The following is a 23,009-nucleotide window of genomic DNA, read 5'->3' as shown; positions in this document are numbered from 1 at the left end:
CCTGAGTCTATGGAGCACATGCTGTGGAGCGCGTCCTAGGGTAACGCCGAAGGCCGTGTCCGGGGTCATGCCCGGTGTCGCCATGGCCTTCGCCAGCGGCCGGACAACCAAGCCGCACAACCAAGGCGGACAACCAGGAACGTCACCGCGGACCGTGGCACCGGCAACATCCATGCCCTGACCCTGCCGCCCCCCTTGAGGCGACCGGACCGGTCAAACGAAAACGCCCCGGCATGCCGGGGCGTTCTCATCTGTCGCTGCGCCCGTCGGCGAGCGGTCAGTCGGCTCAACCGACCTCGCGGACCGGCTCGATCGCCTCGACGATGCGGGTGAACACCTGGTCCATCGAGCCGACGCCGTCGACCACGGTCAGCTGGCCGTGCTGGCGGTAGAACTCGATCACCGGCGCGGTCGAAGTGTCGTAGACATGCAGACGCTTGCGCACCGACTCGGGATTGTCGTCGGCACGACCCTCGGCCTGGGCGCGTCCGGCGATGCGCTCGACCAGCAGCTCGGTGGCGACGTCCAGCTGCACCGCGAAATCCATCGGCTGGCCGATCCGGGTCAGCAGCGCGTCCAGCGCGTCGGCCTGGGCCAGGTTGCGCGGATAGCCGTCTAGGATGAAGCCGCCGGCGGTGTCGGGACGCGAGAAACGGTCCTCGAGCATGCCCAGCAGGATCGCATCGCTGACCAGCTCGCCGCGGGCCATCACTTCCTTGGCCTCCAGTCCCAGCTTCGAGCCTGCCGCCACTTCCGCCCGCAGCAGGTCGCCGGTGGAGATGTGGGGCACCTGCAGGTGATCCTTGAGACGGGCCGCCTGGGTGCCCTTGCCGGAACCCGGCGCGCCTAGAAGTACCAATCGCATCAACTTCGCTCCACAGAGAAGAAAACCGGGCCCGCATGTCCCGGCACCGCGGCGCTACACTGGCGCCAGCCGTGGCCCGACGGGCGAAACGGCGTCCAGCTTACCCTATCGATGGCCCGTTCATGGCCCTCGCCGGCAGGATTCTGGCGCCATTTGCGGGCAAAGTCCGCGAATATCGACCATCGGACCGTCTCCACCCCCATCCAAGACCTCCGCGAGGGAGCCGACATGGCCCAGGGAACCCTGCTCTACGCCCAGTCCGGCGGCGTCACCGCCGTCATCAATGCCACCGCCTCGGCGGTGATCCAGGCCGCCCGCGCCAGGCAGGTCCGGGTGCTGGCCGCGCGCAACGGCATTCTCGGCGCCCTGCGCGAGGAGCTGATCGACACCTCGAAGGAGAGCATCGCCACGATCCGGGCGCTGGCGCACACCCCCGGCGGCGCGTTCGGCTCCTGCCGGGTCAAGCTCAAGTCGCTGGAGGAGGACCGCGCGAAGTACGAGCGCCTGCTGGAGGTCTTCCACGCTCACGACGTGCGCTACTTCCTCTACAACGGCGGCAACGACTCCGCCGACACCGCGCTCAAGGTCTCGCGGCTGGCGGCGGAGTACGACTACCCGCTGACCTGCATCGGTGTGCCGAAGACGGTCGACAACGACCTCGCGGTGACCGACTGCTGTCCCGGCTTCGGCTCCGCGGCCAAGTACACCGCGGTCTCGATCCGCGAGGCCGCGCTCGATGTCGCGGCGATGGCCGAGACCTCGACCAAGGTGTTCGTCTACGAGGCGATGGGCCGCCATGCCGGCTGGCTGGCTGCGGCCGCCGGGCTCGCCGGCCCGGATCGCGATGCCGCCCCGCACCTGATCCTGTTCCCCGAACGCCCGTACGTGGAGGCCGACTTCTTCGCCAGGGTCCGCGAGACCGTCGAGCGCGTCGGCTACTGCGTGGTGGTCGCCAGCGAGGGCATCCAGACCGCCGACGGGCGCTTCGTCGCCGATGCCGGCGGCGGCCAGGACTCCTTCGGCCACACCCAGCTCGGCGGCGTCGCCTCGTACCTGGCCGGCCGGGTCAAGGACGGGCTGGGCTACAAGGTCCACTGGACCCTGCCCGACTACCTGCAGCGTTCGGCCCGCCACCTCGCCAGCAAGACCGACCTCGACCAGGCCCAGGCGGTCGGCCGCAAGGCGGTCGAGTACGCGCTGCAAGGCCGGAACGCGGTGATGCCGGTGATCGTGCGGACCTCGGATGCGCCGTACCGCTGGAAGATCGAGCCGGCCCCCCTGGACAAGATCGCCAACCGCGAGAAGAAGATGCCGGCCGGCTTCATCCGCCGCGACGGCTACGGCATCACTCCTGCGGCGCGCCGCTACCTGGAGCCGCTGATCCGCGGCGAGGCACCGCCGCCCTACGGCCGCGACGGCCTGCCGAAGTACGTCTCGCCGAAGAACGTGATGGTGCGGAAGAAGCTGGCGGACACCAGCACCCGGTAACAGGAATGCGGGACCCAACTACGCCCAAGGTTCGATCACGATGGGGCACCGGCAGGACGCAACTGCCTTCAACGAAGTCCTTGGCAAGTCCAGACTCACCCAATGGCGTGACCCGGCCGCCGCCCATGCCGGGCGGAGAATTCCACTTTTCAATCTCCGCGAGCCCACCCGCCACCGCCACCGCCCTCGCCCTCGCCCTCGCCCAGGCAAACATCGCAACCACACATGCCCGTTTTCCGCCAACGCGGTCGCCAAGCGGGCACGAGCCGCCTTCTTCGCAGGCTCACCGTCCCTCCTCACCTATCGCAAACGTCCGGACCGATAGCATCCGTCGCCCGTCGTGCCCAGCGACGTTCCCCCAACCAGGAGCACTCACATGAAAGGACTCATGCTGTCCTTGAGCTTCGTAGGCGCGCTCGCCAACCTCCCTTCGGCGCAGGCGCAGACCTCCAAAGCGCTCTCCGGCGCATTCACGTATTTCGGCTACAGCGGCACCAACGAGTTGATTCCGGTCAGCCAACTGCCTGCCTTCCTGGACGAGCTTCAGGAGCTTGGCAACGACACGATCATCATCGCCCAGACCCGGGCCACCCGCGCCGGACAGGGCTGCACCTACTACGCCACCGAGTTCGAGTGGATCAAAGGCTTTCCGGGCAAGCTCGGCAACATCCTCGACGAGGCCCAGTCGCGCGGAATGAAGGTCTACGTCGGCACGACCCTGAGTTCGCAGCAGTGTCCGAAGTTCTGGGAAAGCGGCAACACCCGGGGAGTCGAGGAGGATGTGCGGGCCAACATCGCGGTACTGGCGAACCAATACCGCAGCCATCCCGCATTTGCCGGCTGGTACATCCCGGACGAGCCTGGCATTCCCGATCTGTCCAAGTACAACTACTACAAGCGGATCACCTCCGCCCTGAAAACTCTGGCACCCGGCAAACCGGTGATCGTCGCCCCGTACTTCCCGAACCAGCCCAATCTGCCGTCCCCCTCCAACCTGGCCGATACCGCCGCCAGCTTCCGCGGCTACACCGGCGTCGACATCCAGGCCTGGCAGGACGGCATCGGCGCCATCCCGGGTACGAAGCTGTTCCACTGGGAGCGTACCGGTTACTCGTCCGAACAATACTACGAGGCGCTGGCGGCAAAGCTGGGGGCCGAGGCCCTGTGGGCCGACGTCGAGGTGTTCAACTATGGAACCCCGCTGTTCAACAGCGCCGGGCTGACCGGCGGGTATCGTGCTGCGTCCGCACGCCGCATCAACCAGCAGTTGTGGAGCGCCCGCTCGGCGGGCAAGCGGGTTTCCTGGCTGCATCAATGGCATATGTCCGAGCTCGTCGGTCCAGCCAACGGCTACGTGGAAGCGCCGCGGTTGCGAGGCACCTATCGCGGCACTTACGGAATCGGCGGCGCACATTCGCTGATCTCACTCAACCACCAGAACTACACTTGGCTGTCCGCGCCAAGTCCGACCTACCCGGATAGCACCGGCTACGAACTGTTCGACCGCCGCACCGGCGATCCGCGGAACCCCCAGGACTCTAGCTGGATCGGAATTCCGGGAGCTGGGGGCACGGCCCGCGTGCGCGTCGACCTCGGCAGTGCCAAGACGATCGACTGGATTGGTGTTCACACTCTCTCCTACCCCGCCTGGGGTATCCGCAGCCCGGTTTCCGCCGACCTGTACTGCGGCGCTACCACCTCGAGCATGACCAAGGTCGCCACACTGACGGCGCCGTTCACGGCAGCGGCCCAGGACAGCGTGCAGGAAGAAGAGTACGTACTGGGCAACCGGACTCCGCTCAATGCCAGTTGCCGCTACTTCGAGCTGCGCGCGGCTACTGGTGGAAACTGGGTGTTCCTCAGCGAGATCGAAGTCGCTCGGGACTAGTCATCGAGCCTCAACTGGCCGGTCCCCCGAACGGGGCACCGGCCAGCGCCGATCTCATTCCTGGGCGCAGGCCCGGCCCTCGACGGTCATCTCCGCGGCGAACATCGGGACCCGGTCCCTCGCCGCGCCGGCGGTCTGCTTCGAATCCTGCAGATAGATCCGCGAGCGGCCCTGGGCATCGAGGTCCGGCGGCGAAGCCGCGGCCGGCTTGCGCCACACCCGCACCACCGCCTGCTGCCCGGCGCACGCCGCACTGGGCACCCGGATCAGATCGTTGAGGATCCAGCCATTGGCAACGCCCGGGTCGGCCCTGGCGGCATCGACGAAGCGCGCACGCGGCTGGCAGTTGGCGCGGGTGCGGACCGCCGCGAACCGGTACGGCTCGGCCGCATCCCCGGTGAACGCCCCCTCCAGGCGGGCGCAGGCCTCGGGAATCGTGCGCAGCGAGTGCGCGCTGCCGACCGCCTGCGGCGGAGCGACCGGGCGCTCGATCTCCGGCGCCGGTCCGGCGGCGAACGCCGACGCGGCGGTGGCGAGCATCGGCAGCAGGATCAGGATCGGAACGGAACGCATCGGCGGACTCCTGTGGAACATGGACCAGGACATGGGCCAGGAGGCTGGCACGCCCCGGCTGAATGCCGGATCACCCCGTCTCCGGCGGGCGCCCCGCGATCGCCGGCACGAAACCCGGCCAGGGGCGAGGCGGAATCGCCTCGACCTGTGCGATAGTCGGGACCGTTGCCCCCATCGGCCGCCGTGAGGCGCTCCCGCAACGCTCACAAGAAGAAGGTTCGAAATCCGAAATTCCACTTAGGTCCACTCCGGGGAGGGGTTCATGTTGGAGCAGTACGGTTTGACCATGGCGCTGGCCTGCGCCGTCATCGCGATCCTGTACGGGATCATCTCCGCGCGCTGGATCGGCGCGCAGCCCGCCGGCAACGAACGCATGCAGCAGATCGCCTCGGCGATCCAGGAAGGCGCGCGCGCCTATCTCAACCGGCAATACATGACCATCGCCATCGCCGGTGTGATCCTGCTGCTGGTGATCGGCTTCACCCTGGGCTGGACCACCGCGATCGGCTTCGCGATCGGCGCGATCCTGTCCGGCGCGGCCGGCTACATCGGCATGAACGTGTCGGTGAAGGCCAACGTCCGCACCGCCGAGGCCGCGCGCAAGGGCATGGGCCCGGCGATGGACGTCGCCTTCCGCGGCGGCGCGATCACCGGCATGCTGGTGGTCGGCCTGGGCCTGCTCGGCGTCGCCGGCTACTGGGCCCTGCTCGGTCGCATGGGCGTCTACGGCGAACCGGCGCTGCACGCGCTGGTCGGCCTGGCGTTCGGCTCCTCGCTGATCTCGATCTTCGCCCGTCTCGGCGGCGGCATCTTCACCAAGGGCGCGGACGTCGGCGCCGACCTGGTCGGCAAGGTCGAGGCCGGAATCCCCGAGGACGACCCGCGCAATCCGGCGGTGATCGCCGACAACGTCGGCGACAACGTCGGCGATTGCGCGGGCATGGCCGCCGACCTGTTCGAGACCTACGCGGTGACGGTGATCGCGACGATGTTGCTGGGCCACCTGATGGCCGGCGAGGTCGGCGCCGCCGGCGTGCTGTATCCGCTGGTCCTGGGCGGCGCCTCGATCATCGCCTCGATCATCGGCGCCTTCTTCGTCAAGGTGAAGGCGGGCGGCTCGATCATGGGCGCGCTGTACAAGGGCGTGATCATCTCCGCGGTGCTGGCCGCGATCGCGTTCTATCCGATCACCACCGCGCTGATGGGCGACAACGGCCATGGGGCGATGAACATCTACTACTGCGCCCTGATCGGCCTGGCCCTGACCGGCGCGATCGTCTGGATCACCGAGTACTACACCGGCACCGAGTACGGTCCGGTGCGGCACGTGGCCCAGGCCTCGACCACCGGCCACGGCACCAACATCATCGCCGGCCTCGGCGTATCGATGAAGTCGACCGCGCTGCCGGTGATCGCGGTGTGCGCGGCGATCTGGGCCTGCCATGCGCTCGGTGGTCTCTACGGCATCGCGATCGCCGCCACCGCGATGCTGTCGATGGCCGGCATGATCGTCGCCCTCGACGCCTATGGCCCAATCACCGACAACGCCGGCGGCATCGCCGAGATGGCCGAGCTGCCGTCGGAGGTGCGCGACATCACCGACCCGCTCGATGCGGTCGGCAACACCACCAAGGCGGTGACCAAGGGCTATGCGATCGGTTCGGCCGCCCTCGCCGCCCTCGTCCTGTTCGCCGACTACACCCACAACCTGCAGGCCAGCAACCCGGGCGAGGTGTTCACCTTCGACCTGTCCGACCACTACGTGATCATCGGCCTGCTGATCGGCGGCCTGATCCCGTACCTGTTCGGGGCGATGGCGATGGAGGCGGTCGGCCGCGCCGCCGGCGCGGTGGTCGAGGAAGTGCGCCGTCAGTTCCGCGAGATCCCCGGGATCATGGAAGGCACCGGCAAGCCGCAGTACGACAAGGCGGTCGACATGCTGACCAGGTCGGCGATCAAGGAGATGATCGTGCCGTCGCTGCTGCCGGTCGCGGTTCCGGTGGTCGTCGGCCTGCTGCTGGGGCCCAAGGCGCTGGGCGGTCTGCTGATCGGCACGATCGTGACCGGCCTGTTCGTGGCGATCTCGATGACCACCGGCGGCGGCGCCTGGGACAACGCCAAGAAGTACATCGAGGACGGCAATTTCGGCGGCAAGGGCAGCGAGGCGCACAAGGCCGCGGTCACCGGAGACACCGTTGGCGATCCCTACAAGGACACCGCCGGTCCGGCGATCAATCCGCTGATCAAGATCATCAACATCGTGGCGCTGCTGCTGGTGCCGTTGCTGTAGCGCTTCGCAACGCCAACCACGGTGCCGCCCGACCGATGCGGCGGCACCTTCCCGCAAGGACCCCGCCACGGCGGGGTCCTTGTCTTTCGGCCCGGCGCTTCGCGACGGAAACCTCACCTAGACGGATCGTTTACATCCGCCCGGTATGGTGGTCTGGTGAGCGGAGAAACTGTGACGCAGTTCTCCCCCACCTTTCTCGACACTTTAAAGGGGGAAGTTTCATGGGCTCGATGTCCTGGTTGTCCTCATTGCAGAGCTCGCTTGGCGGGTACCTGCCTTCGATTCTCGGCGCGCTTGCCATCCTGCTGCTCGGCTGGATCGTCGCCCTCGCCGCCAGCGCGGCGACCCGCAAGGGGCTCGCCAAGCTCGGCACCAATCAACGGCTGTCGGCACAGACCGAGAGCACCCTCGATTTCGAACGCATCGCCGGCCGGGTGGTGTTCTGGGCGATCCTGCTGCTGGCGGTGATCGGCATGTTCGGGGTACTGCACGTGGACGGCGTGTCCGGCCCGCTGTCGACCCTGGCCAACACGGTGATGATGTACCTGCCGCGCCTGCTGCTGGCGATCGCCCTGGCCGTGATCGGCTGGCTGGTCGCGACCCTGGTGCGCACCGTGGTCAACAAGGCGCTGGGCGCGACCCGGGTCGATGAGAAGCTGTCCGAGGGCGCCGACATGCGTCCGCTCTCCGACACCATGGGCAATGTCGCCTACTGGCTGGTGCTGCTGCTGTTCCTGCCGGCGATCGTCGGCGCGCTGCAGATCGAAGGCCTGATGGTGCCGTTGTCGTCGATGACCACTGAGCTGGTCGGGATGCTGCCGAACCTGTTCGCCGCCGCGATGATCGGCCTGGCCGGCTGGATCATCGCCAAGGCCGTGCGCGGCCTGGTCAGCAACCTGCTGGTGGCGACCGGGGTCGACCGCTTCAGCGCGCAGAGCGAGGCGACCCGCGACCTCAAGCTGTCCCAGCTCGGCGGCACCCTGGTGTTCATCCTGGTGATCGTGCCGACCCTGATCGCCGCGCTCGACGCGCTGCGGATCGAGGCGATCTCCGGACCGCTGACCGAGATGCTGAACATGTTCCTGGCCGCGGTGCCGCACATCATCGCCGCCGCCGCGATCCTGATCATCGCCTGGTTCGTCGGCCGCTTCGTCGCCGACCTCGCCACCCGCCTGCTCTCCAGCCTCGGCTTCGACCAGTTGCCCGAGCGGTTGGGCTTCGGTCATGCGCTGGCCGCGGGCAGCGACGCACCGGCGACCGACGGTACCGACCAGCTGCGCCGGCTGTCGCTGTCCGAACTGGGCGGCCGGGTGGCGTTGTTCTTCATCATGCTGTTCGCGACCGTCGAGGCCGCCCACCGGGTCGGCTTCACCGGCGTGCGCGAGCTGCTGGAGACCTTCATCGAGTTCGGCGCCAACGTGCTGCTGGGCCTGGCGATCTTCGTGATCGGCTACTGGCTCGCCAATCTCGCCAGCGCCGCGATCGAGCGCGCCAACCCCGGCAACAGCGTCGGCCTGTCGCGGATCGCACGGGTCGCGATCCTGGGCCTGGTGCTGGCGATGGGGCTGCGCGCGATGGGCATCGCCGACGAGATCGTCAACCTGGCGTTCGGGCTGGTGCTGGGGGCGGTCGCGGTCGCGATCGCGCTGGCATTCGGCCTGGGCGGCCGCGACGCCGCCGGGCGCCTGGCCGACGACTGGGCCGATCGCCATCTGCGCAAGTAGCCGCGCAGGCACGCGCTACAGGCCCTCACCACCGGGGCCCCGCGATTGCGGGGCCCCTTTTCGTTGCCGCGGGCCCGTCCTGCTGCAGCGCAACAGCATCCCGCGTAAAATGCCCGCCTTCCCTCACCCTCCGCCCCGGCACCGTCGCGGCGGACCCAGCAGTCGGAGCATCAGCATGGGCCTGGACCTCGTCTCCACCGGCAAGAACCCGCCGGACGAGATCAACGTCATCATCGAAATCCCCAAGGACGCCGAACCGGTCAAGTACGAGGTCGACAAGGCCTCCGGCGCGATCTTCGTCGACCGCATCCTGTCCACGCCGATGCGTTATCCGTGCAACTACGGCTACGTGCCCCACACCGTCTGCGGCGACGGCGACCCCGCCGACGTGCTGGTGATCCTGCCGCTGCCGCTGGTGCCGGGCTCGGTGATCCGCTGCAGGCCGGTCGGCGTGCTGAAGATGAGCGACGAGGCCGGCAGCGACGAGAAGCTGCTGGCGGTGCCCGAAGCCAAGATCTTCGGCGGCTACGCCCACATCGAGGACATCGACCAGGTCTCCAAGCACTGGCTGGAGCGTATCGGCCACTTCTTCGAGCACTACAAGGACCTGGAGAAGGGCAAGTGGGTCAAGCTCGAGGGCTGGGGCAACGCGACCGAGGCCAAGGCGATCCTCAACGACGCGATCAAGCGCTACAACGACACCGCCGAGGCCGACAAGCCGAAGTTCTGATACCGGCAGCGCGCGTCGATCGCAGACATGCACAAGGCCGCCTCCGGGCGGCCTTCGTCGTTTTCGTCCCTCCTTCTCAGGCGTTGTCGCCCATCGCCCGCTGTGCGCCGGCGCCGGCGCCGACCGGCTCGGACGCGGCCACCGCGACCCGCCCGATCATCATCGTCATCGCGCCGAACCAGTCCAGGTGGTTGGCCATCCGCACCGCCTGGGCAGGGCCGCGCACCTCCTCCAGATACTGCTGCAAGCGTGCCCGGTAGGCGTCCAGTCCGGGCTCGGAATCGCCGAAACGCGCCCACAGCCCGCGCCAGGCGCGGATGAAGCGCAGGGTGATCTGCTGGACCTGGGCCAGCGCCGGCCCCGCCGCCGAGTCGGCGAACAGGATCGCGAACAGCGCGTTGAGCTCCCACGGGCTCATCACCCGCGGCACATTGTGTTGCTCGCAGGCGATCTCCGCCGCCACGTCGGCATCGACGCCCAGCCGCCGCGGCTGCCACTGCGCGGGCGACGGATGGCCCGGCGCGCGCCCGCGCGAGACCAGCTCCCAGAACCCGTCGCCGCCGACGGTATCGACCACCAGGTGGATCCGCGAGCCGGTCGCGTCGTTGAGCACCCGGTGCTGGCGCCAGGTGTCGAAGATCCAGCATTCGCCGGCGGCCATGTTGATCGCCGCCTCGCCGCACTCGAAACGCACGGTCGGCTGGGTCACGATCGGCACGTGCACCCGCACGCGCTCGGCCCAGTAGTACCCCTGGTCGACGTGGCGGGTGACCTCGGCATTGCCGGCCAGCCGCATCAACCGCGAGCGGCCGACCGTCGCGCCCAGACTGGCGATCACCCGGCCCAGATACCCACAGGCCCGCAGCGCCGGCGTCGGCCGCATGGTGCCGGAAAAGGCCTCATTGGCGGGATCGCCGTCGGCGGCGACCAGCGGCAGCATCGAGTTGCCCGGAAAACCCTGCGGGTGCGGCCGCCACGGGGCCTCGCCCAGCGCCTCGACCTCGTCCGCGAGCGCGGCGGCATCGAAGCACAGCGGCAGCTGGATGAAGGGGACCTGCAGTTTCATGGCGACGACCGGGTTGGCGGGACCGTCCCATGCTACCGGCTGGACCGCTCCGCTCCCACCGCCGCAAAAACTACGGCCCCTTGCGGGGCCGTAGGTGTTGCTCAGCGGTGCCTCGATCAGAAGCGCTGCTGGTACTTCAGGTACAGCATGCGACCGATGTCGAAGCCGCCGTAGTACGAGTAGCCGGAGTTCGGCTGGTCGTAGTTCGGAGCCGCGAAGTGATCGAACACATTGTTGGCGCCGACCGCGACCGAGGCGTTCCACGGTGCGTTCCAGCGGACCTGCAGGTCGTGGAAAGCAGTGGAGCCCAGCTCGTTCTTCGGAACGATGTTGCCCTGGGTGTCCGGAGCCGAGTAGTCCGGCAGGCTGCAACGGTCGTCGAAGTAGCACTCTTCCTTCACGCCGGAGTAGTAGCGCACGCCCCAGGTGACCCCCCAGTCGCCCTTCTCCCAGGTGAGATTGGCGTTGGAGCGGACCCGGAAGTTGCCGCCGAAGCCATTCTGCTGCTGCGGAGCGCCTTCCAGGTTGTCGGTCTTCAGCTCGTTCTTGGTGACGTAGGTGGTCAGCCAGGCGAGCGAGAAGCGGCCGTAGTCGGTGTCGACCCGGTAGCTCAGGTCGAAGTCGTAGCCTTCGGCCTCCTGGTAACCGGCGTTGCGGGTCGCGTACAGCAGGGTGCTGATCTGGCCGGTGACCGGATCACGCACGAACGCATCGGGGCCCAGGTTGTCGCAGCGCGACTCGATACCGCGGACGTAGCAGTCGTCCAGGATGTCGGTCGGGCTGTCGGGGACGATGGTGTTGTCGATGCGGATGTTCCACCAGTCCAGCGACAGGTTCAGGCCTTCGACGAAGTCGGGGCTCCACACCACGCCCAGGGTCTTGGACTCGGAGGTTTCCGGCTGCAGGAACGGGTTGGCGCCGGAAACGAACGGGACCGGCGTCTGGGTGTCCGGGCCGTCGGCGAGGCCGTCCGGATCGCTGGCCGGCTGGCGGTAATCGACCGGGACGTCCTGCAGGCAGCGGGCGCTGCCGCCGACCGAACCGAACAGGGTGTCGCAGGGATCGGTGTAGTACTCGAAGCTCTGCGAGCTGCCGCCGTACAGATCGGCGATGGTCGGAGCGCGGAAGCCCTCGGACCAGGTACCGCGGACCAGCAGCGAGTCGATCGGCTTCCAGGTGAAACCGAACTTGCTGTTGACGGTGTCGCCGAAGGTGTCGTAGTCCGAGTAGCGGCTTGCGAGGGTGACGCTCAGCTCCTTCGCGAAGGCCATGTCGGACAGGATCGGCACCAGCAGCTCGGCGTAGACCTCGTCCAGCGCGTAGCGGCCACCGGTCGGGCCGGCGGCCAGATCGGTCGAGGTGCCGGTCTGGGCCAGCGCGTCCGGCGAGAAGTAGCCGCTCTCCGAACGGTGCTCGTAGCCGACCGCCAGGCCGACGTCGCCGGCGGGCAGGCTGAACAGCGAGCCGCTCATGTTGGCGTAGTAGACCTTGGTGGTGGTCTCCGACAGCGCCTGGCCCGGCAGGTACAGGTAATCCTGCACGGCCTTGTCAGCCAGGCCGCCCTGGCCGGTCACGCCATCGGGAACCAGCGGGTTCCACGGGGTGCACGCGCCCGGACCGAAGCCCAGCGGGATCGGGTTGGCCGCGGTGCCGCACTGGGCCACGCCATCGGCGTTGATGAACGACGGGCCGACCGCGGCTTCCACCGCCGTCAGGCTCAGGTTGCCGGTGCTGATCTGCTTGCCTTCGTTCTGGTTGTACAGATAGCCAGCGTCCCAATCCCAGAACTTGTCGCCGATCTCGAACGAACCGATGAACGCACCGGAGAAGCGGTAGGTGGTCAGGCTGTTCTTGACCTCACGCGGCACTTCCCAGCCACGGCGCCAGAAGGTGACTTCCTCGCCCGGGAGCGGGTTGTACACGCTGTCGGCCGACATCGAGATGCCGAACGCGTTGGAACGGAACGGATAACCGGCGTTCTGCGCGAACGAGTCGCGATCGGTGTACAGGATGTCGGTTTCGAAACGGACGTTGTCGGTGATGTCGTAGCTGCCGCTGGCGAACAGCGAACGGCGCTCGACGCCGGAGTACACGGTCGAGGCCAGCGCCGGGTTGGTGCTGTCCAGGGCCGGATCGTACGGACGGTAGTTGCTGAAGTCGCTGGCGTCGCGGTTCTGGCCGTCGCGGATCAGGGTCCAGCGGTCGCCGTTGGCATCGAACAGCGTGCCGTACTGGCTGATCGAGGACAGGCCGCCCGGACGCGCAGCGGACTTCTCGCCGGTCGGGAAGCGGTCGCGTGCGAACCAGCGGTCGCGCGCCCACACCGGGTCTTCCTTGGTGTACTCGACGCCGAAGGTCACCGAACCACGGTCGCCGGTCTGGCCGAGGATGAAGGAGTACTGCTCGCGGGTGCCGTCGCCCTGGTCGTACTGGCTGATGTAGGCGTTGGCTTCGGCGCCTTCGAAGTTCTTGCGGGTGATGATGTTGATCACGCCAGCGACCGCGTCGGAGCCGTAGATGGTCGAGGCGCCATCCTTCAGCACTTCGATGCGCTCGACCATCGCGGCCGGGATCGAGGCGACGTCCTGGAGGCCGTCGTTGGTGATGCCAAGGCGCTTGCCGTTGACCAGGATCAGGGTGCGGTTGGCACCGAGGTTGCGCAGATCGATGTACTGGCCACCGACCGACTCGCCCGAGGACAGCGGCGAGGTGCGGCTGATCGCCGGAGAACCGACGGCCGAGATGTTCTGCAGGATGTCGGCAACGGAGTTGAAGCCCTGCTGCTCGATGTCCTCACGGCTGATCGACAGCACCGGCGCCGCGGTCTCCATATCGACCTGACGGATGCGCGAACCGGTCACTTCGATGCGGTCGAGCGTGGTGGCCTCGGCGCCGGTGTCGGCTTCCTGGGCACCGGCGATGACCGGGGTCAGCGCGAGGGCAATGCTGGCCGGCAGCAGGCCGACGCGCATCGCGGAACGCAAGTGGTTCATCTATCTCTCTCCAAAAATATCGTTATGGGCGTGTTAAAACGCCCAGTCACGTTACGTTCCGGTCCGCAAGCTTGCTTTGCCGGCAACGACGGGAGACTTTGCCGAATCGGTCTGCGCGGCATCGGCGCGGTAGCGGCTGGCGGACATTCCGTAGCGTGCGCGGAACGCGCGCGCGAAGCTGCAGCAGTTGTCGAAGCCGCAGGCGGCGGCGACCTCGCCCACCATCATCTCGGTGCCGGCCAGCAGCTCGGCCGCCTGCTCCAGGCGCATGCGCGCGGCGGCGGCCTGCGGGCTCTCGTCGTAGAGACCGTGGAAGGTCTTGGAGAAATACCAGCTGGAGAAGCTGGTCAGCTCGGCCAGCTCGCTGATGCGCACGACACGGTCGCAGTTGCCTTCCAGATACAGGTGCGCGCGCTGCAGGCGACTGAACACCTGACGCTTGCGTACGCGCGAGCGTCCCGGGCAGCGGGCGACGCGGGCGGCGATGTCGCGCTGGAAGCCGACCAGCTGCAACAGCATCGGCCGCAGCGTGGCCATGTCGATGCCGTCGTTGGCGGTGGCGCGCGCGCCGACCTCGCGCCACAGACGCAGCGCGGTGCGCGCATCGCGCAGCGAGATCTGGCCGCGACCGGCGTACAGCCCACAGTCGGTGAAGCGGATGATCGCCTGCAGCGCCTCGGCCGACAGGCTCAGGCCGATGCACAGGCCGTGGTGGTCGGCCTGGACGTTGGGGCGGGAATCCTTCTCGAACGCGATCCAACGGCCGCGACGCAGCCGGAACTTGCCCTCCTTGGCCTCGACCCACGAGCTGCCACGCAGCTGGATCCAGATCGAGAACTGGTTGCCGGCCAACTGCGCGCTGCCCAGTCGCGACACGCCGACGCAGCTGCTGGCGGCGCCCTCGGGGGCTTCAGATTGCACGGACTGGCCACGGTCGGCCCAAAGCACTTGCTCCATTGGCTCACCTCGCTTGCAGAGAATGAGCAATGGATTTGCCCGAATCGGGCGCGATCCGCCTGACAAAAGGCGTAGAACTATGCGAATTCTGTCGGGAGCCTGTGCCGAAGGAATTCCGAAAGCATTTTATTTTTTGGAATCAATCACTTGATCCAACCCGGGACCTCGACCCGCGGCGCCTCCGAAGGCGCCGAATCGATCCCCATGAGGCCGATGTCGGTGCCGTCGTCGATCGCCTGCGCGCTGAACACCGCGTCCAGGCGCGAGGAACTGCTGAACGAGGTGGTCGCGCTGAGCCGGTCGGGATTCAGGCAGCGGCCCGTCGCCGGCGTGGACGCATCCCCGTCCGGCACACCGATCGGCCGCAGGCTGCTCAGACAATCCGCGCGCGGTTCCAGATAGTCGATGCTGCCGTCCTCGGCGACCGCCCAGGTCTGATAGCGCCAGCGGGTCGGCTTGTCCCGGTCGACCATCCGGATGCTGTCCTGCGCCAGCGACAGGTCCGCCTGCCACAGTCCGTCCGCCGACAACCGCGTGAACAACACCCGCTGATTGGCGCTGTCGACCCGCGCGTGCGAGACGTCCTCGATCTTGCCCAACACCTTCCACGGCGCCTGGCTGCGGTCCAGCAACGCCAGGCAGAGCCGGTCGTCGGGGTCGCGCACGGTCATCAGGATCCGGTCGGGCGACGGCGTGTACATCGCCTGCAGGGTCCGGAAGCGCGGGCCGGGCATCGGCAGGAAGCTGACCTGGCCACTGGCGGCGACGACCTCGAACACGCCCTTGCGGCCGTCGTCGTCATGCCCGACCACCAGCATCCGGCGACTGTCGGGCGACCACTCCGGACGGCTGTGCGTATCCGGATGCACGTCCTCGAGCTGGCGCAGGCTGCGCGGATTCTCCAGGTCGGTCCACCACAGGTGGAAGTGCCCGGAACGATCCGAGCTGAACACCAGTTGCCGCCCGTCCGGCGCCAGCGACGGCATCGTATCGCGCCCGGAGGAGGCGAACAGGTGCTCGCGCCGCACCGGCCCGGAGGCTTCGCTGCGATTGACCCGGAACAGGCCGAACTGCGGCCGCCGGCGCACGAACGCGAGCACCCCCGCGCGCTCGGCGACGGCCGGAGCCTGGGCATCGTCCAGGCCCAGGTCGCTGATCCGGCGGCTGGCCAGGTCGAGCCGATAGAGCCGGGTCTCGCTGTCGATACGCCGCGCGAACACGATCCCGCTGCCGTCGGGCAGCCAGTCCCAGCCACGGAACTCGCCGCCGATGTCGGTAAGACGCTCGGGCCTGCCGCCCTCGGCCGGGATCCGCCACAGATCGCCCAGCTGCGGGTTGCGCACGAAGCCGACCCAGCGGCCGTCCGGCGAGTAACGCGGTGCATGGTCCAGCGCGGTGCCGCGACTGGGGTAGCGCAGCTCGCTCCAGCGGCCGCTCTGCAGGTCGAGCAGGCGCAGGCCGGTGGCGTCGCTGTCGCTGCCCATGCTGCCGAACACCAGCGCGCGGCCGTCCGGCGCCCAATCGAAGCTGAGCAGATCGTCGCCGTTGCAACTGGCGACGCTGCGCTCGCCACCGCCGCCGCTCGCGGCCATCACCAGCACCTCGCAGGCGCGGCCGGGGCCGTAGCGGATCCAGGCGATCTCGCGCCCGTCCGGCGACCACGAGGGCAGCCGATCGGACACGCCGCTTTCGGGGAAGCTGATCTGGCGCGGCTGCGACGAGTTGGTCGTCTGCATCATGATCACCGTGCCGCGGCGCTCGGGCAGGGTCGCGGCATACGCGACCATCGACGCATCCGGCGACAGCGTCGGCGACAGTTCGAAGCCGGGCGCCGAGGTCAGCAGGCGGTACGGGCGGTCCGGCGAGGCGGCGACCACCGTCGCCGCGTCCTCCCCCGGCGGCGCGGCCGGCGCCCGCATCAACAGGAACGCGACCAGCGCGACCGCCATCACCGCCGCGACCAGGCTGACCAGCACCCGCTCACGCAGCCACCAGCGGACCGGACCGTCGCCCGGCGCGGAGACGACAGCATCGCGGGCGGTGTCCGTGGCCTGCGGCCCACCGGCCGCGATCGCGCCGTCGACACCGTCGGCGTCGGCCGCCGCGCCCGCATCCAGCCAGGCGACCGGGGCCAGCAGTCGGTAACCGGTCTTGGCGATGGTCTCGATGTACTGCGCATCGCCACGCTTCTCGCCGAAGGCCTTGCGCAGCTGGGTCACCGCCTGGGTGATGACGTCGTCGGTCGGCAGGGTATCCGGCCACACCTCGGCCAGCAGCGTGTCACGGCTGACCACACGGCCGCCATGTCCGACCAGCACCCGCAACACGCCCATCGCCTTGGGCGTGATCCGGCGGGGTCGCCTGGCGTCGGGCGCGCTGACTTCGCGCAGCGGCACGTCGACGACGCAATCGCCTACGCGCAGCCGATCGGACGGCAACGAGGTTGGTTCGATGGGGGGAGACATCTCACCTGCAATACTGAACAGGGTGGCCGGGTCCGGCATGTGCCAAAAGGTCCTGCCATGGATCGGACAAGCCACTGACCAGATCCGGCAAACAACCCTGGCGCGTGCGGACTAACGCACCGCGGCCGTCAATTCTAGCTTGTTGGCACTGGCCCGCAGCGCGGGTACAGGCTCCAGGCCCTCTCTCGCCGACGTCTCATTATGCTGAGGTTCAACATTGGCGCCGAAAGGCGCCTTTTTTTTGCCCCGTCGGCCCGCCACCTCCGGTAGCGGGCCGCTCCGCGGCCCGGATCGCCTCCCCGCGACCCGGACAGACGCATCCCGCTCAAGCCTTGCGGTAGACCTCGGCGCCCTGCTCGCGGAACTCGGCCGCCTTCTCGGCCATGCCCTCGGCCAGCGCCGCCTGCTCGTCGACGCCGTGCTCGGCCGCGTAGTCGCGCACGTCCTGGGTGATCTTCATCGAGCAGAAGTGCGGACCGCACATCGAGCAGAAGTGGGCGACCTTGTGGGCGTCCTTGGGCAGGGTCTCGTCGTGGTACTCGCGGGCACGCTCCGGATCCAGGCCGAGGTTGAACTGGTCCTCCCAGCGGAACTCGAAGCGCGCCTTGCTCATCGCGTTGTCGCGCGCCTGCGCGCCGGGATGCCCCTTGGCCAGGTCGGCCGCGTGCGCGGCGATCTTGTAGGCCATCAGGCCCTCGCGCACATCGTGCTTGTTGGGCAGGCCCAGGTGTTCCTTCGGGGTCACGTAGCAGAGCATCGCGGTGCCGAACCAGCCGATCATCGCCGCGCCGATCGCCGAGGTGATGTGGTCGTAGCCCGGCGCGATATCGGTGGTCAGCGGGCCGAGCGTATAGAACGGCGCCTCGCCGCACTCGCGCAGCTGCTTGTCCATGTTCTCCTTGATCAACTGCATCGGCACGTGGCCGGGGCCCTCGATCATGGTCTGCACGTCATGCTTCCAGGCGACCTTGGTCAGTTCGCCCAGGGTCTCCAGCTCGCCGAACTGGGCGGCGTCGTTGGCGTCGGCGATGCTGCCCGGGCGCAGGCCGTCGCCGAGCGAGAAGGCCACGTCGTAGGCCTTCATGATCTCGCAGATCTCCTCGAAGTGTTCGTAGAGGAAGCTCTCGCGATGGTGCGCCAGGCACCACTTGGCCATGATCGAACCGCCGCGCGAGACGATGCCGGTCACCCGCTTGGCGGTCAGCGGCACATAGCGCAGCAGCACGCCGGCATGGATGGTGAAGTAGTCCACGCCCTGCTCGGCCTGTTCGATCAGGGTGTCGCGGAAGATTTCCCAGTTGAGCTCCTCGGCGCGGCCGTCGACCTTCTCCAGCGCCTGGTAGATCGGCACCGTGCCGATCGGCACCGGCGAGTTGCGGATGATCCACTCGCGGGTCTCGTGGATGTGCTTGCCGGTCGACAGGTCCATCACCGTGTCCGCGCCCCAGCGCATCGACCAGACCAGCTTCTCGACCTCTTCGGCAATGCCCGAGGACACCGCCGAGTTGCCGATGTTGGCATTGACCTTGGTCAGGAAGTTGCGGCCGATGATCATCGGCTCGCTCTCGGGGTGGTTGATGTTGTTGGGGATGATCGCGCGGCCGCGGGCGACCTCGTCGCGGACGAACTCGGGGGTGATCAGCTTCTGGATGCTCGCGCCGAAGCTCTCGCCCGGATGTTGGTTCAGCAGATGCGCCTCGCGGATCGCCTCCATCCGCTGGTTCTCGCGGATCGCGATGAACTCCATCTCCGGGGTCACGATGCCGCGGCGGGCATAGTGCATCTGGGTCACGTTGGCGCCGGCGATCGCGCGGCGGGGCGGACGCCGGTTACCGAAGCGCACGGCGTCCAGCTTGGGGTCGTGCTCGCGACGACGACCGAACTCCGAGCTCAGGCCCTCCAGCACCTCGGTGTCGCCGCGCTCGGCGACCCACTCCGCGCGCAGCGGCGCCAGTCCGGCGGCCAGGTCGATCGTCGTCTCCGGATCGGTGTACGGACCGGAGGTGTCGTAGACCGCCAGCGGCGCGTTGTCCTCGCCCCCGAACATCGTCGGCGTGCGCTGCAAAGCGACCTCGCGCATCGGCACGCGCAGGTCGGGACGCGAGCCCTCGACATGGATCTTGCGCGAGCCCGGAATCGGGCGGACGACGTCGGCCGACAACTTGTCGGCCTGCTCGAGGAGCTGGGAGGGAACCGCATTCATGTGTTTCGTCCTGTGACACGCCCAACCGGGCAGGGACGAAGCGGGCGGCGTCGGCACGGCCACGGCCGTCCCGGCGAAGCTTCCCTACGGCGGTCTCAACCGCATCAGGTTCGAAGGGTCTGTCTCAACCGGCGCCATGGCGGCCGGTACCCCCGCTTCACCGCACATTAGACATGGAAAGCGGCGGCGACGCCAATCGGCCGGCGCCCGCCCGGGCATGAGCGTTCGCGCACGGTCCGCGAGCGTTGGGGCACCGGCAGCGACGGCCGCAACCGCAACACTGGCCTCCCCTCCCGAGGAATCGTGCCGATGCTTCCCCCGCTCCGATCGTCCCTGCTCCTGGCCGCCCTGCCGTCGCTATGGCTGGGGCTGGCGCCCATGCCCGCCGCCGCCGACGGCTTCACCCTGAGCAGCCCCGATCTCGAGGCCGACCGCAGAGTCGATGCGCGGCATGTCTACGATGGCTTCGGCTGCAGCGGCGGCAATCTGTCGCCGGCACTGAGCTGGCGCGACCCGCCGTCCGGCACGCGCAGCTTCGCGATCACCGTGTACGACCCCGACGCCCCGACCGGCAGCGGCTGGTGGCATTGGGTCGTCACCGACCTGCCTCCCGACACCCGTGCGTTGGCCCGCGGCGCCTCCGGCGGCGGCCTGCCCGAGGGCGCGGTGCAGACCCGTACCGACTTCGGCACGTCCGGGTACGGTGGCCCGTGCCCGCCTCCGGGCCGGTCGCACCGCTATCGCTTCACTGTCTGGGCGCTCAAGACCGACGGACTGGACCTGGACGCCGGCGCCAGCGGCGCGATGGCGGGCTTCCTGATCCGCCAGAACGCGCTGGACCACGCCGAACTCGAGGTGCGCTACGGCCGCTAGGCCGGCTGTGGCAGGATCGACGCATGCTCACCGCTGCCGCTCCCGTTCCGGACACGCCGCCCGCGGCCGGCGTGCGCCATCAGCGCAACCATCGCGACGATCTGGTCAGCGGCAGACGGTTGCATGCCCGCAAATCGCATGCGCTGCGCAATGTCGGCGTGCCGCAGTTGCTGATCGTTGGCGTCGAGGAAGGCCACAAACGGGTGTACTGGCATGAGCGCCAGTATCGTGGCGGCCGCGACGACCTGATCCTGCTGCGGCCGGGCGAGCGCTACGGCATCGACAACCGTCCTGGCGCGCACGGCTACCGTGCCGAATTGATACAGCTGTCGCCGGCGTTGGTGGCCGACTTCCGCCGCCACCACGGCGGGCTGATCGACGCGGCGCTGCAGGACACCGCCGAGATACCCATCAGCGTGCATCGCGACCGCCATACCGGCCAGGCCTGGCAATCGCTGCTGGCCGCGATCGAGGAAGGCGCGCCGGCGCCGCTTCTGGACCAGCACGCCCGCACCCTGCTGCTGTGCCTGACCCTGGCCGGCGCGGCACGGGCACTGCTGCCCGGCCGCGAGGCGCCCCTGATCCAGCGGGTCCGGCAGCTGCTGAACGACGATCCGGGCCGCAACTGGAACATCGACGAACTCTCGAACCTGACCGGCATGGCCGCCTCCACCCTGCGCCGTCACCTGTCCGCGCAGGACCAGGGTTTCAGGACGATCCTGGAGGACGCCCGCCTCAGCGCCGCACTGGACAGCCTGCAGAGCACTCGCGACAGCATCGGCCACATCGCCCACGCGGTCGGATACGCGTCGCCATCTCGATTCGCGATCCGCTTCCGTCGCCGCTTCGGGATATCGCCCAGCGAACTGCGCGCGGCCCTGTAGACCGCGCGCAGTCCCGCCTCACGGATTGTAGAAATAGCCCGCGCAGTAGCGGTTGCCGTTCTTGCTCAGATAGAAGCGGCTGCAGTTGGTGTCGTAGCTCTGATTGCTGATCGCGGTGATCTGGAATCCGGAGAGGTAGACGCCGTTGAGGTGGTAGTGGCTGCCGTTGTACTTCAGCGACCAGTGCTGGTGCGGGCCGGTGGAAGCGCCGCCGTTGCACAGGGCCTGCGACTGGGTGTTGGCCGGGTTGGCGATCGCGGTATTGGCCGAGACGCTGGCACCGGTGCCGTAGCGGATGTTCATCAGGTGGTAGTAGCTGGTCGACCAGCCGCCGCCGTGGACCACTTCGGCGAAGCACGAGGAATGCCGCTTGAAGCTGCCGCCCGCCGATGCCGACACCCACTTGTCGCCCTGGTAGCTGCCCCAGCCGCCGCCCTGGCTCATGTCCAGCGACGACATCGGGTAGCTGCCGGAACCGGTGGTGGTGTGGGCGCCTCCGACATGCCAGCTCTGTCCGCGCGGGAACGGAAACTGCAGGAAGCCGTTGGCGGGTCCGGCCATCACCGACGCATCGGCGCCGGCGAAGCGCGGCGACGGTGCGGCGGCCCGGCGCGGCTCGTTGAACAGTCCGGCGTAGACCTGTTGGAACTCGATGTTGCCGCTCATTGCCGCGCCCGCGGCACCCGCGCCCGAGCGGGCGAACAGCGACTGCAGCGGATTGGTCCGGGCCAGGGTCGCCGCGCCGCGCGCGTCGATCGCATCAGGCTCGTACATGGCCTCGCGCAGGGCCAGCGCGACTTCGCGCGTCTGCTCACCGAAGCCACGCTGCCTGCCGATCGATCCGAACGGCCGGCTCATCGCATCGGCCCTGGCATGACGTCGCGTGACCACCCCGCTTTGCTGCTCCATCAACGCGATCAACACCTTGGGACTGACACCGCTGTAGCCGGCCCAGTGCGAGATCGTCTCGCCATGGCGCGACAGATGCGGCGCGCGCCTGGCCAGCCAGGCATCGATGTCGAAATCGAACATCTCGTCGTAGCTGTAGACCAGATCCTGCGCCGACAACCCTGCCGTCGCGGTGGCCGCGGGTGGCGCCGCATGCACACTGAGGCCGATCGCCGCGGCGATGCAACAGGCCAACACCGACACGCTTGCCTTGGAGTTCGCTTTCATTCCTTTTCTCCGAGTGGACGAATGGGCGAATCAGCGCGCCAGCCTCGGCCGTGGAGCCCGGCACCGGCACGGGGCTTCCGGCCAGGCTCCCGTGCCGTCACTGGCGGTCTTTCGCCCTCGAGGACGCGCCAGCGGGGCCACTGTGTCAGCCACCGGCAGCCGATTCCGGGATCGGGTTCCGGTTGTTGGTTTCAGTTGATACCAATTCCACGAACTGGAACTGACTCTTCAGATCTCTGATTACATTTTTAGATATGTGTCCGCTTGAGCATACGAATCGCGAAAAGCCCTTGATAACAGGCATCATCAGCGCTCACGAGGGCATGAATTTCTGGCCACCAGGCTACGACCCGACACGTCGACGGAGCACCGGGCGCAGTCGTGGCGAGGCCCCACTCCATGTCGACACTCGCGCAAACCGTGTCCTCACCGACGCCGCCGGCACGGCCTGCCGTCGCCACGAGGCCCACGGTTACAGGGCTGCCGGACGATGGCGGAAGCCCCTCTTGACGCGCCGCACAAACTGCGGTTATTGCTATCGCCCATGCACGCCGTCCCCGCCACCTGCCGCATCGCGCCCCAGCCGCAAGGCCGGAGTACCGCCGCGCATGCGCAGGCGGCGCTGATTACCGGTACCGGTACCACCACTCCCCGAGTGGTGCGGACGGGCGTGTCCAGCTGATTCCCACGCCACTCCGCACCCCGGACCGGGTGCGGATCGAGGCACCGGGTTCGAATGCGGAGCTCCATCCAAGGAAGCCCGCCCGATGTCCAGCCAGCCAGCACCCGCACTCGAACAGGCCGCCGCCGCGGCTCCCGCGCGCCCGCGCCGTC

At 68.3% G+C, this 23,009-nt stretch carries 15 protein-coding genes and 1 riboswitch; of the genes, 7 read left to right on the top strand and 8 right to left on the bottom strand.

Translation table 11 applies throughout. The features are described 5' to 3' along the window. Nucleotides 1–286: 286 nt before the first annotated feature. Nucleotides 287–865 (bottom strand): adenylate kinase, encoded by a 579-nt coding sequence (locus tag FKV24_RS02545; RefSeq protein ID WP_111267463.1) that lies wholly within the window; start codon nucleotides 863–865, stop codon nucleotides 287–289. 228 nt (nucleotides 866–1,093) lie between these two features. On the opposite strand from FKV24_RS02545, the gene FKV24_RS02540 reads away from it, so the two are divergent. Together FKV24_RS02540 and FKV24_RS02535 are read left to right on the top strand one after the other, a co-directional pair. Then, a complete protein-coding gene (locus tag FKV24_RS02540) occupies nucleotides 1,094–2,353 on the top strand; it encodes a 6-phosphofructokinase (RefSeq protein ID WP_141481088.1) in 1,260 nt (419 codons plus the stop codon). Nucleotides 2,354–2,729: 376 nt separating this feature from the next. Continuing rightward, nucleotides 2,730–4,241, top strand: a complete 1,512-nt coding sequence (locus FKV24_RS02535; protein ID WP_249040880.1) for a DUF4434 domain-containing protein — start codon at nucleotides 2,730–2,732, stop codon at nucleotides 4,239–4,241. A 54-nt stretch (nucleotides 4,242–4,295) separates the two neighbouring features. On the opposite strand, the gene FKV24_RS02530 is transcribed toward FKV24_RS02535, so the two are convergent. Further along, nucleotides 4,296–4,814, bottom strand: coding sequence for a hypothetical protein (locus tag FKV24_RS02530; RefSeq protein ID WP_141481087.1), 519 nt, complete (start codon nucleotides 4,812–4,814; stop codon nucleotides 4,296–4,298). 262 nt (nucleotides 4,815–5,076) lie between these two features. Here FKV24_RS02530 and FKV24_RS02525 point away from each other — a divergent pair, with 262 nt between their 5' ends. The 3 genes from FKV24_RS02525 (at nucleotide 5,077) to ppa (ending at nucleotide 9,558) form a co-directional block, all read left to right on the top strand. Beyond that, the gene (locus FKV24_RS02525; protein ID WP_111267467.1) at nucleotides 5,077–7,104 is read left to right on the top strand and encodes a sodium-translocating pyrophosphatase; all 2,028 of its coding nucleotides are present in this window, start codon (nucleotides 5,077–5,079) and stop codon (nucleotides 7,102–7,104) included. 221 nt (nucleotides 7,105–7,325) lie between these two features. Beyond that, on the top strand, nucleotides 7,326–8,828 hold the full coding sequence (locus FKV24_RS02520; protein WP_111267468.1) for a mechanosensitive ion channel: 1,503 nt from the start codon (nucleotides 7,326–7,328) through the stop codon (nucleotides 8,826–8,828). Between the two features lie 175 nt (nucleotides 8,829–9,003). Then, nucleotides 9,004–9,558: an inorganic diphosphatase gene (gene ppa / locus FKV24_RS02515; protein ID WP_111267469.1), complete on the top strand. Its 555-nt coding sequence runs from the start codon at nucleotides 9,004–9,006 to the stop codon at nucleotides 9,556–9,558. A 76-nt stretch (nucleotides 9,559–9,634) separates the two neighbouring features. Here ppa and FKV24_RS02510 read toward each other — a convergent pair whose 3' ends face one another. The 5 genes from FKV24_RS02510 to thiC all read right to left on the bottom strand — a co-directional run bounded on the left by FKV24_RS02510 (nucleotide 9,635) and on the right by thiC (nucleotide 19,242). Next, entirely contained in the window at nucleotides 9,635–10,624 is a 990-nt protein-coding gene (locus FKV24_RS02510) for an aspartyl/asparaginyl beta-hydroxylase domain-containing protein (protein ID WP_141481086.1), read from the bottom strand. 116 nt (nucleotides 10,625–10,740) lie between these two features. Beyond that, on the bottom strand, nucleotides 10,741–13,617 hold the full coding sequence (locus FKV24_RS02505) for a TonB-dependent receptor (protein ID WP_425481561.1): 2,877 nt from the start codon (nucleotides 13,615–13,617) through the stop codon (nucleotides 10,741–10,743). A 51-nt stretch (nucleotides 13,618–13,668) separates the two neighbouring features. After that, complete coding sequence (locus FKV24_RS02500; RefSeq protein ID WP_141481085.1) at nucleotides 13,669–14,574, bottom strand: helix-turn-helix domain-containing protein; 906 nt, start codon at nucleotides 14,572–14,574, stop codon at nucleotides 13,669–13,671. Between the two features lie 143 nt (nucleotides 14,575–14,717). Beyond that, nucleotides 14,718–17,039, bottom strand: a complete 2,322-nt coding sequence (locus FKV24_RS02495; protein ID WP_141481084.1) for a winged helix-turn-helix domain-containing protein — start codon at nucleotides 17,037–17,039, stop codon at nucleotides 14,718–14,720. A gap of 325 nt (nucleotides 17,040–17,364) precedes the next feature. After that, nucleotides 17,365–19,242, bottom strand: coding sequence for a phosphomethylpyrimidine synthase ThiC (gene thiC, locus FKV24_RS02490; RefSeq protein WP_141481083.1), 1,878 nt, complete (start codon nucleotides 19,240–19,242; stop codon nucleotides 17,365–17,367). A 63-nt stretch (nucleotides 19,243–19,305) separates the two neighbouring features. Further along, a riboswitch (TPP riboswitch) is annotated at nucleotides 19,306–19,406 on the bottom strand. A gap of 145 nt (nucleotides 19,407–19,551) precedes the next feature. Between thiC and FKV24_RS02485 the strand changes: the two genes are divergently transcribed. Beyond that, nucleotides 19,552–20,115, top strand: coding sequence for a YbhB/YbcL family Raf kinase inhibitor-like protein (locus FKV24_RS02485; RefSeq protein WP_141481082.1), 564 nt, complete (start codon nucleotides 19,552–19,554; stop codon nucleotides 20,113–20,115). Nucleotides 20,116–20,138: 23 nt separating this feature from the next. Next, complete coding sequence (locus FKV24_RS02480; protein ID WP_111267475.1) at nucleotides 20,139–20,999, top strand: helix-turn-helix transcriptional regulator; 861 nt, start codon at nucleotides 20,139–20,141, stop codon at nucleotides 20,997–20,999. A gap of 18 nt (nucleotides 21,000–21,017) precedes the next feature. On the opposite strand, the gene FKV24_RS02475 is transcribed toward FKV24_RS02480, so the two are convergent. Continuing rightward, nucleotides 21,018–22,175 carry a M23 family metallopeptidase gene (locus FKV24_RS02475; protein WP_141481081.1) on the bottom strand — a complete coding sequence of 386 codons (1,158 nt, stop codon included), beginning with the start codon at nucleotides 22,173–22,175 and terminating at the stop codon, nucleotides 21,018–21,020. Between the last annotated feature and the right edge of the window lie 834 nt (nucleotides 22,176–23,009).

The sequence above is a fragment of the Marilutibacter maris genome (genome assembly GCF_006546735.2).
GTDB classification, from domain to species: Bacteria; Pseudomonadota; Gammaproteobacteria; order Xanthomonadales; family Xanthomonadaceae; genus Marilutibacter; species Marilutibacter maris.
Note: the sequence above shows the minus strand (reverse complement) of the source record. Positions and strands in the feature narration are given on the sequence as shown.